The organism is Peribacillus butanolivorans, from assembly GCF_001273755.1.
Taxonomy (GTDB): Bacteria; Bacillota; Bacilli; order Bacillales; family DSM-1321; genus Peribacillus; species Peribacillus butanolivorans.
In genome coordinates, this window is sequence record NZ_LGYA01000001.1 from 2,777,228 (window position 1) to 2,790,355 (window position 13,128).

Sequence of the window (13,128 nt, forward strand, 5' to 3'; positions counted from 1 at the left end):
TATGGTAAAACAGAATCAACAAACCATTATAGGATATATAGGAACATACACAAAAGGAAACAGCAAGGGCATTTATCGTTTTACTCTCGATACAGTTGAAGGAAAAATAAGTACACCTGTACTTGCAGCAGAATTAACCGATCCAACATATATCACAATTAGCGAAGACAATAAGCATCTATATGCCATTTTAAAGGAAGCAGGAAGCGGCGGTGTTTCTGCCTACTCCATCAATGAAGATTCAAGCGATCTTACTTACCTAGGCAAACAACTTACACCTAATGGGTCTTCTTGCCATATCAGTATTGATAGCGAGAAACACATTTTAGTTACTTCCAATTACGGAGACGGCATTATTGAAGCTTATCAACTTCAGAAAGATGCGACCCCTCTACCTGTATCATCCACTATCCGTCATGAAGGAAAAGGACCGAATAAGGATCGTCAGGAAAAAGCACATACACACTTTGCAGGATTCACACCGGATGAAAAGTTCATAGCGGTAGTCGATCTCGGAATTGATAAAGTCATCACCTATAAAATACATAATGGAGTCTTGGAAGAAGTAAATAGTTTATCAGTAGCTCCCGGCAGCGGCCCCCGGCATTTGACCTTCCATCCTAATGGAAAATTTGCATTTGTGATGGCAGAGCTAGTACCCGAAGTTATTGTGTTAAGCTACAACAGCTTAAACGGGCGCTTTTCTGAATTACAAACCGTACGGACTGTTCCAGAAGATTTTAGTGAAAATAATCAAGGCAGTGCCATTCATATTTCAGCGGATGGGCATTTCGTATATGCCGCAAACCGTGGACATGATAGTATTGCTGTTTTCCAAACTAATCATGCAACCGGTAATCTTACATTAGTTGAACTGGTATCAACTGAAGGCCACTGGCCACGGGACTTTGCAATAGATCCTAGCGGAAAATTCCTTGTTGCTTCTAATGAAGAATCAGGAAACTTGACACTATATTCTCGGAATGAAAGTACTGGAAAATTAACATTACTTCAAAAGGATGTTCAAGTTCCCTTCCCTGTATGTGTGAAATTTCTTCAAGGCTAATCTTATTAGTAATACCCAAAAAAAGGATTGGAGCTAAACTACAGCTTCAATCCTTTTCTTTTTCAATAAACAAATGCATTATTATCTAATATATCCATTTGTAAAATTGATTTCTTTAATCTATTTTTACGACAGACTTTCAAATTTGATAATAATAAATGAATAAATTTATTTCTCTACTTCCATACCTCCGCCATTTCTGGGAAATCAATAAATGGATTTCGGTTACCCTGCACTTCAAATATAGCTTGGTTTCTATGCTTTTCATAAAGACTGACTGGAAAAAGCTGATGCCATTCTAACAAAAGTTCCATGTTAACATTGGCGCTATCAATGATCCCCTCATATCGGAGTAAAAAATACAGAGTTGCCCTGGCCACAATACCTTTACCATATTCTGGCTCGAATTTTCCTTCCTCTGTCTTTCCGCACCCCTCTTTTATTCCTCTAGATGATACCTCAGGCACATAATCCTTGAAATCATGATATGGATAGTTCCCTCGGCTACTGTTACAAGTTGGTTCACAGGCGAATAAGTGATGCAAATCCCCCCTCATCGGTTCTTTTTTACTAAACCATGATTGAGGTACGACATGTTCACAATTAACGATAATATTTTCAACATTTGATGTTTGAATGTCTTTTGTCAAGATTTCAAGGATACGAATATCTTCCTCAATGACCTGCACAGGGTCCATCCTTTTCCCGGAATACAAACTTTTCAGCTTGCCGTTTTCCTGTAAATCAACCCATGGATAAACATGACGATGTGGGGAGTAGTTCAGCTGGTTTTTGTGGGTGGTTACAAGCAGGTGGTTCAGTCTTTCTCTGTCCCAGGAGCCAGCCTGATAGTATTCTTCCTGAATTTTTCGATCTTTTTTTTCATCGTAGTATTCACGGTTTTCATTGAATTTCACAAGTTCAGCCAATGCCAATTCTCGTTCCCTTTCAAGTAATTCCAAACTATACTTCATCCACTCATCCCCCCGCCTTTTATTAAACCTAACTTTTACCATATTTAAAGTTTAATAGATTTCAATTCAGAATAAAAGGTGCTTTAGAAGTGTCTAACGTAGAATTTCAATAAAATGGGTAAGGATTTTCGCCGTCATTCCCCAGATTACTCGGCCGTTATACAAGTAGAAATATTCTTCCATTTGTCTAGGCTGCCATTTATAATTTTCCCCGCCAACTACTAATTTGTGGGGGAAGTTTTCGGGTGGTTCGACTCTATAGTTCACATGATAGATCTCTGGCAGTTTTTCTATAAAAAAAGACAGGGGTACCGTAAAAATTGTTTCCACTTCAGAAGGGTTAGGTGTTATTTGATGATGGTTACGGACAAATCCTGCATAGGGATAAACAATCATCCCAAACGGAGAAACAAGATAATCAATCGGAAAGACATTATATATATCTTCCTTTTTCAAACCAAGTTCTTCATGTGTTTCCCTGAGAGCTGCTGCCTGCTCATTACTATCCTGTTTATCGATTCTTCCGCCTGGAAAACAAATATCCCCTGGCTGCCTTCTTAGTTTGTGTGAGCGCTCTTCAAAAAGAACATGTATGCCATCTTCTTTTTCTAAGAGGGGTAAAAGCACTGCATACTTTGAAAAATTCCCACTCCCTAGAATTTCGGGGCTATGTAAAGTTAATTTTTTGGTTATGTCTTCATTTTTCATGTCCCACACCTCTTTTGACTGATAATATTAACGATGAGATCTTTTGTTCTCCAATCACTTATTATATTCTATTTTCAAGCATCTGGTATAACTAAGCAAGGAAAACGATTCCAGAATATTACCTTTAATATGTACAATATTTAGCATTCATTTAAACAAAAGGTAGCAATCCTTTTTGGTATTAGCTTTTTTCAGCATCCTTATGCTAAACAATATTTGTGACTGCCTGTATTTGCGACTCGACCAAACTAAGCTTCTAGTAAAAGCAACCTCCTCTTTATTGCAGCTTGTTATTGTTTCTGGTAGTACGCTGATTAAATTGATAGCTGCTGACATTGCCATATTCTTCAGATCCAAGACTTGAATTCATAATTGTGGAATCAATCAAATCATTTACATAAATATACGTTGATAATCCTTTAGATGAGATAGCTATTGAATGTGGTCCTGATTTGATATGACCAATAGTCAAAATCCCTTTTTCATCTGTTTTCCCCTTAAATGGTTCCCCTTTATCAATCGTATACACCACTTCACTATTAGCGACAATCTCTCTGCCTTTTTTGATTGTTATAGCTGCAGTATAAGGATAGTACACATGAAAAGTAACTGCCCTTGACCTACTTTTGCTTACCGGATAGTAAAAAACTCCATCCCCCGCTTTGGTCAACTTTGTAATGTACTCTTCAAATATTATATCCAATGAAGCACCTTCACCAATATTAGTTAGGCTTTTTAGCATTGTATAGCCATCTCCACCGGCTGTTTCAAAATTATTTGAAGCAAGTACGATTTTTGTCGTAGTGTCTGAACGATTTAATACTTCGCCATCTGACCCTTCTGCATCAAGTAAAATGATTTTAGTGACCCGTTCCCCTTTTGTAAACGGCTTTGTAGTGTCTGTCGTATTGGCAGCGGTTTTCGATGGATCAAATTCAAATCGCATTCCTGAAATTTGTGGATACCTTCCATCCACACCGGTAATAAACCCAGTTTTCGGATTAACGCTCTCTATTTTTGAAACACCATTTTCCAGTACATCATATAAAATAGCAGGACTAACTTCTTTGAGAAATAAAATATTACCAAAAGGGAGGGTTGAAATGACTTGTCCTCGGTTAATAATACCCTCAGGTATCGAATCGCGTATGCCTCCCCCATTTATCAAGGAGACAATCGGCTGGTTTTCATAACTGGATTCTTTAACCTGTGACGAAGCAGACCAAACCATTGAATCCGCAATCAAATCTCCTAGGTTAGTTTCACTAATCCTGCCGATAGCAATCCCATTTACTGTCGCACCCCAAAGAGGGGTTTCAGTTCGGCCAACAACTTGATTAAAGCTCGTACCTTGTGATTCACTGATTTTTTTAGTGAAGTTAGCCACTTCGACTTCAGACTTGTAGGTCAAAGATTCTGTTTTAGATATCAAGGTTTCTTTTGCTTCGACTATTCCATCATTTTTTAGAGTAATGTCCACTTTGCCTACATTTGCACTTGCACTGCCGGTTTGAGCAATCAATGTTCCATTCACATGCTCATTAATGAGAGTATGACTGTGACCATCCAATAAAACATCAATTCCATCTACTTCAATTGCAACATCTTCACTTTTCAATTTACTGGAAGTTTCATTACCTATATGAACAATACCGACAATAACATCTGCTCCTGCTTTTTCTAACTTGTCGACCTGATTTTGTGCAGTTTTTAAAGGATCTTCAAATGTAACTCCCTTCACATTATTCGGGTTAGTTTTATACGCGGTTTCTTGAGTGGTAATTCCAAAGAACCCTACTTCTACTCCATTAATTTCTTTAATGAAGAACGCCCCGTTATTTCCGTTTATACCTGCAAGAAGTGGTTTGCCCCTATATATCGTGTTGGCTGAGATAACAGGAAATTTAGCAAGTGCCACATTCTTTAACACTTGTTCCAAGCCAAAATCAAATTCATGATTCCCCAAAGCCATACCATCATAACCAGCTGCATTCATTAAGGCAATCACATCTTTACCTTTTCTTAAATTAGCAAAAGGAAGGCCCTGGGTTGCATCCCCAGCATCAATCAGCAGAGAATTCGATTCCATATTTTTCATACTTGCAATAATATCAATACCAATCTGATTCGAATTATTCAGCAAATGGCCATGCATGTCATTGGTGTGAAAAATCGTGATTTGCTTGATTCCATTCTCTGCTGTTGCCACCAGCACATTATTTGGTAATAACGAAAAAACGATTACCAATGAACTAAGCATAGAAAAGGTGTACAAAATTGATACCTTCAACCCAGATCCCCCCTTATTCATCATTTCAGTTCATTAAAGAACAACCAACCTTCTTAAATTAGGAATATTATTATTTATTGCCTTTAATTAAAAAAATAATAAGTTCTATAACGATAGGAAAATAATGTGAAACGGTGATGGTTTTCGTATTCCTGAAACATGCCTTGTGTGATTTCCTAAAGATAAGAGTTTCAAGGTCTAAGAACAATATCCGTCTAAAGTTAGACAATAACAAAACCTTGAGTACACAAGATATACTTTGGGATTTTTTCGTAATTTCCCAAGATTTCAAGGAAGAAAGAATCAGGAAAATTAGAGCGCAGATTGCATCTGACTTTCCTATAAATTGGTGATATAAATCATATAACCCTACAATTTTTAGTGCATTCTAGTTTCTCATCACTCCTCTAGTACTTTTCAAGGAACGGAGATAACATACTTTTATATACAAAAAAGGAACAGAAGAAAAATAGATTCTGTTCCCACTGTTTATTAATATTTTTTACAGTTCAGCTAATACTTGCTTTACCGTCATTACAATAAAAGAAAAATCCTCTTCAGTAATACTTAACGGAGGTGCAAGCGTCAGGACATTATTGTAACCAGCAACGGTATCACCATTCTTGCCGATGATGAGTCCTTTATTTTTGCACGATGCAATTACTTTATTGATTTTGGAAATATCAATCGGTTGTTTTGTTTGTTTATCTTCTACAAGTTCAATTCCAACCAACAAACCTTTGCCACGGACATCTCCAACATTTGGATGAGACTTAATTTCATCTAATTCTTGTAGCAAACGAAGACCTAAATCTTTGGACCGTTCAATTAGTTTCTCATTTTCATATATCTCCATATTTTTCAAAGCCAAGGCACAGGAAGCAGGATTGCCACCAAATGTATTTACGTGTCGGAAGCGGTCATATTCTTCGGAACCAGCGTACGCTTCATAAATTTCACGTTTTACAGCTGTAGCGGAAAGCGGCAGGTAAGCGCTAGTAATCCCTTTTGCCATCGTAATGATGTCTGGTTGAACATCATAATTCATAAATCCAAACTTCTTCCCAGTACGGCCAAAACCGCAAATAACTTCATCTGAAATAAGAAGAACTCCATTTTTCTCACAAATTTCTTTAACCCTTTTCATATATCCATCAGGAGGCATCAGAATCCCTCCGCCAGTAATAATTGGTTCCATAATAACTGCCGCTACCGTTTCACTTAATTCCCATGTAATGGCACGATCAATTTCCGCAGCACTTTTTTCACCGCTTTCGTCTTCTGGATTTCGGTATAAATCAGGAGGTGAGACATGAAGAAACCCTGGCGCAAGTGGTTCATATTTATACTTCCGTTGTGCCTGCCCAGTCGCTGCAAGCGCTCCCATTGAATTTCCATGATAAGCACGATAACGGGAAATGAATTTATAGCGTCCATGTTCACCCTTTTGCTGATGATACTGACGGGCAATTTTAAAAGCGGTTTCATTTGCTTCTGAACCACTGTTCGAGAAGAAAATTACATAATCTCCTCCCAGCCAATCATTTAACTTCTCAGCAAGCCTAATAGCGGGAATGTGACTGTTTGTTAAAGGAGAATAAGGAAGTTCCTTCAACTGCTCGTAAGCTGCTTCTGCTAGTTCTGTCCGTCCATAACCAACATTGACACACCATAATCCTGACATCCCGTCAAGATAACGATTTCCATCAACATCCGTGATCCATGCCCCTTCCCCTTTTTGAACGACCATTGTCCCAGGATTCGGTCCAGCTCCTTTCATATGATGCCAAACATATTTTTCATCTATCGTCTTAAGATCTTGACCTTGTTTTTCAACCTGCATAATCCCCACTCCTCTTATAATTGTATAAAGGAAGGCCGACCATAAATAGCGTCGACCTCCTTTCTATATCAGTATCTTGCTGTTAGCATTTTTTTCCTTGTGTAAAATTCTACGCCGTCTCTTCCATTTGCATGCAGGTCTCCATAAAATGAGCTTTTATAGCCGGAGAATGGAAAGAACGCCATCGGAGCAGGTACACCAAGATTCACCCCTAGCATTCCAGCATCAATTTCTTCACGGAATTCACGGACAGCTTTCGCGCTATCTGTATAGAGACAGGCACCATTAGCAAATTCGGATTGGTTAGTTAATTCAATTGCTTCCTCAAGTGTATTAACCCGCACTATTGATAAAACAGGAGCAAAAATTTCATCCTTCCAAATTTTCATATCTGTTTTAACATGATCAAATAATGTTGGTCCTACATAATAGCCGTTTTCCTGATCACCTTCATTTCGACCGTCACGAAGGAGAACCGCCCCTTCTTTTTCACCAATCTCAATATATTGTTCCGTCCTCTTTTTATGAGTATCACGAATGACTGGGCCAAGGAAAACTTCTTTATCCATTCCATTCCCAATCTTGATTTCATCAGCTGCTGCCTTTAATCTTTCTACAAGCAGATCTCCCACTTCTCCTACTGCAACAACTACTGAAGCGGCCATACAGCGCTCACCTGCAGATCCGAAAGCAGCGTTGGTAATGTTGGTTACTGCATTATCCAGATCTGCATCAGGCATTACAATTGAATGATTTTTTGCTCCTGATAAAGCCTGAACGCGTTTTTTATTAGCAGCTGCTGTTTTATATACATACTCAGCAACTGGCTGGGAGCCAACAAAAGATACTGCTTTAATGTCTTCATGCTCCAATATCCCATTCACCACATCGTGTGCCCCATGGACAATATTTACAACACCATCTGGAACACCTGCTTCTGTTACTAACTCAACAAGACGGTTGGCTAGGAGAGGCGTTCTTTCAGAAGGTTTTAGAATAAATGTGTTTCCACAGGCAATCGCAAGCGGGAACATCCAACATGGAACCATCATTGGGAAGTTAAATGGAGTAATGCCTGCTACTACTCCCATTGGATAACGGTACATGCCCGATTCAATACCCGGAGAAATATCCGGAAGCTGGCTGCCCATCATTAAGGTTGGCGCACCTGCAGCGAATTCCACACATTCAATGCCACGTTGAACTTCACCATATGCTTCTGTATAGCTTTTTCCATTTTCAATGGTGACGAGCTTCGCAAGCTCATCCCAGTTTTCAATCAACAATTGCTGGTAGCGAAATAAGAAGCGAGCTCTTTTAGGTACAGCTACCTTTTTCCATTCTTTATAAGCATTTTTTGCCACCCGAACTGCTTGATTGACATCTTCTTTTGTGGAAAGCGGTACAATCGCCAACACTTCTCCTGTTGCCGGATTAGGCACCTCTTCATGTTTTGAGGTTGTGGATTCTACCCACTTGCCACCTATATAATTTTTCAACGTTTCTACATCATTAATAACTGCCATTAAGACACCCTCCATTTCAACCCGATTTCATAGTTTTATTATATTTTTTAAACGGACTTTTTACATTAGACGTTTTGTATAGTTTTTGAATGATTATTTGCACATTTTGTTTGTTTTTAAATTTCATATCTTCAAAGAGCCAGGGAATATTCCTCGTCAAAATTTGCGAGAGCTAGAAATGCAAATTGAAGGCTGTCAGTTTCCTTTCTATTATTCTTGATAAAATGGGAAATGAATGTTTTCCAGAATTTTCACATAGACGGAAACAGTGAGTAACCTAAGATTTGGTTTGACTTCTTCAACATTTATAAGTCCATCCCTTTAAAAGTACAGCAACCCTTATAGATTTTTCGTAATCCTTTCATTCATGTATGATTATTTAATAATTGAATATAATTTCAGGTCCTCATGCTTACCTTTAACAAACATACCTTTTCGCAAAATACCTTCAAAAGACATTCCAGACTTTTGCATGACCCGTTCTGAACCAAGATTATCCACAAAGCAGCGGGCCTGAATACGAACAAGATTCATATTTTCGAAACCAAACTCTATTACCTTTTTGGCAGCCTCCGTTATCATGCCATTTCCCCAATATTGTGGAGCAAGGACATACCCTATTTCAGCGATTTGATGATTCAAATGCCATGAAACAAAGTCGATAGTACCAATAAACTCACCATTGTCCTTGTATTCAATTCCCCATGGAGCAAGCTTATTATCTTCATAATTCTGTAACACGAATTGGATAAAATCTTTTGTATCAGATAGTGAACGATGCGGTTCCCACGTGACAAAACGAGATACTTCACTATCGGAAGCATATGCATACATATCTTCAGCATCCTTCATAGTGATTTTCCTCATAATTAAACGTTCTGTTTCTAAAGTTGGTAGCTGCCCATATATATCCTTCACCTTCATGATTACACCCCATCCTTGTTAGATATTTGTATTATATCAAGATTGCTTAGTAATCACTGTTTCCAATTGAATTATTCTCAAAACTTACGTATAATTCAGAAAAATGATAGAGGATGATGATTATGCCAAATAAAAAACTCATTATTACCCAAAACCTGAATGAACATTTATTGCAGCAAGTTAAAGGATTGATTCCCGATTGGACTGTAATTAGTGGAAGAGCCCCTGCAATATGGCAGGATCATATAAACGATGCGGAAATAATCGCTGGCTGGAAATCAGAAATGTACGAATCTATATTATATGAAGCAAGTGAATTGAAATGGATCCAGACATGGAGTGCTGGAGTGAATGCTTTGCCACTGGAAAAATTAGAACAAAAGAATGTGCAGATTACGACTGCAAATGGTGTCCATGCATATCCCATTTCAGAGACCATTTTCGCCCTAATGCTCGCCTTTACAAGAAAAATAGATACATATGTTAAGCAACAGCAGGAAAAGACTTGGCACCACGCTGATATGAAGCAGGAAATTCACGAAAAGACTATAGGCATCATTGGGGTTGGAAAAATCGGGAAGGAAACAGCTAAAATTGCCAAGGCTTTTGGAATGACCGTATTAGGGGTTCGTCATTCTGGTAAATCAGAAGAATATGTCGATGAGATGTTCACCCAGAAACAATTGAATGATCTTCTCCCTAAGTGTGATTATGTTGTCGTGACATTACCTTTGACTCCAGAAACACAGGATATGTTCGGCACAAACGAATTCAAGTTAATGAAGCCTTCCGCTTTTTTCATTAATATTGGAAGAGGATCTCTCGTTGTTCAAAATGAATTGATTCAAGCGCTTAAGGACAAGCAGATTGCAGGTGCAGGACTAGATGTGTTTGAAACTGAACCACTTCCGGAAAGTAGCCCTTTATGGGAAATGAACAATGTCATCATCACGCCACACACATCCGGAAACACTGAATATTACGACAAACGATTGATTGAAGATATTTTCATTCCCAATTTGAGGAACTATCTCAACGGTAAAAACCTTACAACAAATTTACTTAATTACAAGAAAGGATATTAACGAATCTTCATAGCAATTTCACAAAAAATAATCTTACTATGTTAGCTTGCAGATTCCGACATTATCTGTTATATTTAATAAGAATTATTTTTGTTCGGGAAGATTGATAAGTGAAACACTTTTCGTCTGAAGATTGAGCAAGGGTAGTAACACATTGTGTGGATTCACACTAGGAGAACAATGGAACAAGGTAAAGTGAAATGGTTTAACGCAGAAAAAGGATTTGGCTTCATCGAACGCGAAAACGGAGACGATGTATTCGTACATTTCTCAGCTATTCAAAGCGAAGGATTCAAATCATTAGACGAAGGTCAAGAAGTTACTTTTGAAGTTGAGCAAGGTCAACGTGGACCCCAAGCTACTAACGTTCAAAAAGCATAATTTTAAATACAATATATAACGGACTCTACTTGTAGAGTCTGTTTTTTTTCGAATAAAGATACTCTTTATAGAATATCTTTTTTTGAAAATAAAAAAACCCCTATTCACAAGGAATAGGGGAATATGAAACAAGTTTAGTAAATGGTAAACACAGTATAACACACTAAGAAAAGAAACCCTAATTTATCCGAAAAGTAAAAATTCTCACACAGTTCCTAAGTATAATTTCAATACAGAATTAATCATTTATTTTTTATCTGATTCGTATGTTCGATCCAGACCCCACGGGTAAAACGGCGGCATATCAGAGCTGCTCTTCATTGTAAATTCAGCTTTCCGTTTTTCTAAGAAAGCTTCGATTCCTTCTTGTGCATCAGCTTGCTTTCCGGTCCAATGAAGCATTTTCGATTCTATTTTATGTGATTCAACTGGATGATTTGCTCCAAGCATAGTCCACATTAGCTGCCGAGATAATGTCACAGACACGGAAGAGGTATTTTCCGCTATTTCAGATGCGATTTCCATTGCAGTTGGCATCAATTCATCAGGCTCTACAATCTTGTTAACTAGTCTCCCCTCATAGGCCTCCTTAGCTGAAATCATTCTTCCAGTAAAAATCCATTCGGATGCCTTCCCCATTCCGACAAGTCTAGGCAGGAACCAACCACTGCAAGCCTCCATTGTAATACCTCGCCTTGCAAAAACAAACCCCATTTTCGCATCAGTTGAAGCAATTCTAATATCCATAGGCAAAGTCATAGTTATACCAATACCAACCGCTGCTCCATTAATGGCTGCTATTATAGGTTTCTTCATCTCAAAAATCCTTAATGATAAAACACCACCTGCATCACGGTACTCAACTAAAGGAGTGTGATCCATAAAAGTTTCTGCACCTTTTTCCAAATCCATGCCAGCACAGAAAGCCTTCCCTGCCCCAGTTAAAATAATGGCACGCACGTCATCATTTTCATCCGCTTCATCAAAAGCACGAATCATTTCCTCACACATTTTTTCATTAAAGGCATTCATTCTTTCAGGACGGTTAAGTGTAATAATCATGACATGATCGACAATTTCACTAGTTATTGTGGAATACAACATTGTTCCTCCTTATCTCACAAAATGAAGCCATTTCTGGGTAATTTTAATTTTACATATAATTACATTTTATATGTTTTATTTTCAAATTCCTAGATTTAATTATTATAAATCTATAAAAAATATTTTCTAACAACCTAGTGGCATCTTTCCTGAAAATAAAAAGCTTTTTTAATGTGTATTTTCAAAAAAAGACCAGCCGCAGATTTTGCAACTGGCCTCATTATTTTATTTACCAATATAAATGACAAGCAACGTAGTGCCCAGGTTTTTGTTCTTTCCATTCAGGCACAGCGCTAGAACATATCTCCATCGCTTTCGGACAACGAGTACGGAATACACAGCCGCTCGGCGGATTGATCGGACTTGGTACATCGCCTTTTAGTACGATCCTTTCCCGTTTAATAGTGGGATCTGGTATCGGCACTGCAGAGAGCAAGGCTTGTGTGTATGGGTGAAGCGGATCCTTCGTTAAAGAATCACTATCTGAAAGTTCCATCATTCTCCCAAGATACATGACTAAAATACGATCTGAAATATACTTGACCATTGATAAATCATGGGCGATGAATAAATAAGTCAAGCCCATTTCTTTTTGTAACTCTTTTAATAAATTTACTACTTGAGCTTGGATTGAAACATCAAGTGCAGAAATTGGTTCATCACAAACAATGAATTTAGGATTCAATGCCAGCGCCCTTGCAATTCCGATACGCTGACGTTGTCCGCCACTGAATTCATGCGGAAAACGAGTGATATGTTCCGGACTTAGACCAACTAGTTTTAACAGGTCTTCCACCCGTTTTCTTCTCTCTTTACCTTTTGAAATCCCATGAATGGCAAGTGGTTCACCAATTAATTCTTCTACCTTCATCCTTGGGTTTAAGGAAGCGTAAGGATCTTGGAAGATCATCTGGATTTCACGGCGAATATGTGACATTTCACCAGGTTTGTAATCAAAAATATTTTTCCCTTGAAAAAGAACTTCTCCTTCTGTCGGTTCATAAAGGCGGGTTATCGTACGCCCAGCAGTAGATTTTCCACAACCGCTTTCCCCAACAAGTCCGACAGTTTCCCCTGCGTAGATTTTGAGATCCAAACCATCTACCGCTTTCAGCGACTGAGAACCAACAGGGAAATATTTCTTCAGATTCTTTATTTCAACAAGAGGAGAATTTTCGTTGACTGTCTTTTCTTTTACTGACTTATTCTTTAGTGAAACCATTGGTT

At 38.1% G+C, this 13,128-nt stretch carries 11 protein-coding genes; 3 read left to right on the forward strand and 8 right to left on the reverse strand.

Annotated elements, in window-relative coordinates; all coding sequences use genetic code 11:
• Window position 1 precedes the first annotated feature (1 nt).
• Window positions 2-1,066 (forward strand): lactonase family protein, encoded by a 1,065-nt coding sequence (locus AKG34_RS12660; RefSeq protein ID WP_053346391.1) that lies wholly within the window; start codon window positions 2-4, stop codon window positions 1,064-1,066.
• Window positions 1,067-1,242: 176 nt separating this feature from the next.
• Here AKG34_RS12660 and AKG34_RS12665 read toward each other — a convergent pair whose 3' ends face one another.
• From AKG34_RS12665 to AKG34_RS12690, 6 genes are all read right to left on the reverse strand, one after another.
• Window positions 1,243-2,040 (reverse strand): endonuclease I family protein, encoded by a 798-nt coding sequence (locus AKG34_RS12665; RefSeq protein WP_053346392.1) that lies wholly within the window; start codon window positions 2,038-2,040, stop codon window positions 1,243-1,245.
• 93 nt (window positions 2,041-2,133) lie between these two features.
• Window positions 2,134-2,748 carry an NUDIX hydrolase gene (locus AKG34_RS12670; protein ID WP_053346393.1) on the reverse strand — a complete coding sequence of 205 codons (615 nt, stop codon included), beginning with the start codon at window positions 2,746-2,748 and terminating at the stop codon, window positions 2,134-2,136.
• Window positions 2,749-3,025: 277 nt separating this feature from the next.
• Complete coding sequence (locus tag AKG34_RS12675; protein ID WP_053346394.1) at window positions 3,026-5,038, reverse strand: bifunctional metallophosphatase/5'-nucleotidase; 2,013 nt, start codon at window positions 5,036-5,038, stop codon at window positions 3,026-3,028.
• Between the two features lie 502 nt (window positions 5,039-5,540).
• Window positions 5,541-6,881, reverse strand: a complete 1,341-nt coding sequence (locus AKG34_RS12680; RefSeq protein WP_053346395.1) for an aspartate aminotransferase family protein — start codon at window positions 6,879-6,881, stop codon at window positions 5,541-5,543.
• Between the two features lie 68 nt (window positions 6,882-6,949).
• Window positions 6,950-8,407: a CoA-acylating methylmalonate-semialdehyde dehydrogenase gene (locus tag AKG34_RS12685; protein ID WP_053346396.1), complete on the reverse strand. Its 1,458-nt coding sequence runs from the start codon at window positions 8,405-8,407 to the stop codon at window positions 6,950-6,952.
• Window positions 8,408-8,782: 375 nt separating this feature from the next.
• Window positions 8,783-9,331, reverse strand: coding sequence for a GNAT family N-acetyltransferase (locus AKG34_RS12690; RefSeq protein WP_053346397.1), 549 nt, complete (start codon window positions 9,329-9,331; stop codon window positions 8,783-8,785).
• A gap of 122 nt (window positions 9,332-9,453) precedes the next feature.
• On the opposite strand from AKG34_RS12690, the gene AKG34_RS12695 reads away from it, so the two are divergent.
• Both AKG34_RS12695 and AKG34_RS12700 read left to right on the forward strand, forming a co-directional pair.
• The gene (locus AKG34_RS12695) at window positions 9,454-10,416 is read left to right on the forward strand and encodes a D-2-hydroxyacid dehydrogenase (protein WP_053346398.1); all 963 of its coding nucleotides are present in this window, start codon (window positions 9,454-9,456) and stop codon (window positions 10,414-10,416) included.
• A gap of 180 nt (window positions 10,417-10,596) precedes the next feature.
• Window positions 10,597-10,797: a cold-shock protein gene (locus AKG34_RS12700; RefSeq protein WP_029714163.1), complete on the forward strand. Its 201-nt coding sequence runs from the start codon at window positions 10,597-10,599 to the stop codon at window positions 10,795-10,797.
• Window positions 10,798-11,043: 246 nt separating this feature from the next.
• On the opposite strand, the gene AKG34_RS12705 is transcribed toward AKG34_RS12700, so the two are convergent.
• Both AKG34_RS12705 and AKG34_RS12710 read right to left on the reverse strand, forming a co-directional pair.
• Complete coding sequence (locus tag AKG34_RS12705; RefSeq protein ID WP_201224176.1) at window positions 11,044-11,898, reverse strand: crotonase/enoyl-CoA hydratase family protein; 855 nt, start codon at window positions 11,896-11,898, stop codon at window positions 11,044-11,046.
• A gap of 232 nt (window positions 11,899-12,130) precedes the next feature.
• A complete protein-coding gene (locus tag AKG34_RS12710; RefSeq protein ID WP_053346400.1) occupies window positions 12,131-13,123 on the reverse strand; it encodes an ABC transporter ATP-binding protein in 993 nt (330 codons plus the stop codon).
• Window positions 13,124-13,128: the final 5 nt, after the last annotated feature.

Coding starts and splice junctions, on each gene's coding strand:
- AKG34_RS12660 (WP_053346391.1), top strand. CDS start 2: ATGGTAAAACAGAATCAACAAACCATTATAGGATATATAGGAACATAC.
- AKG34_RS12665 (WP_053346392.1), bottom strand. CDS start 2,040: ATGAAGTATAGTTTGGAATTACTTGAAAGGGAACGAGAATTGGCATTG.
- AKG34_RS12670 (WP_053346393.1), bottom strand. CDS start 2,748: ATGAAAAATGAAGACATAACCAAAAAATTAACTTTACATAGCCCCGAA.
- AKG34_RS12680 (WP_053346395.1), bottom strand. CDS start 6,881: ATGCAGGTTGAAAAACAAGGTCAAGATCTTAAGACGATAGATGAAAAA.
- AKG34_RS12685 (WP_053346396.1), bottom strand. CDS start 8,407: ATGGCAGTTATTAATGATGTAGAAACGTTGAAAAATTATATAGGTGGC.
- AKG34_RS12690 (WP_053346397.1), bottom strand. CDS start 9,331: ATGAAGGTGAAGGATATATATGGGCAGCTACCAACTTTAGAAACAGAA.
- AKG34_RS12695 (WP_053346398.1), top strand. CDS start 9,454: ATGCCAAATAAAAAACTCATTATTACCCAAAACCTGAATGAACATTTA.
- AKG34_RS12700 (WP_029714163.1), top strand. CDS start 10,597: ATGGAACAAGGTAAAGTGAAATGGTTTAACGCAGAAAAAGGATTTGGC.
- AKG34_RS12710 (WP_053346400.1), bottom strand. CDS start 13,123: ATGGTTTCACTAAAGAATAAGTCAGTAAAAGAAAAGACAGTCAACGAA.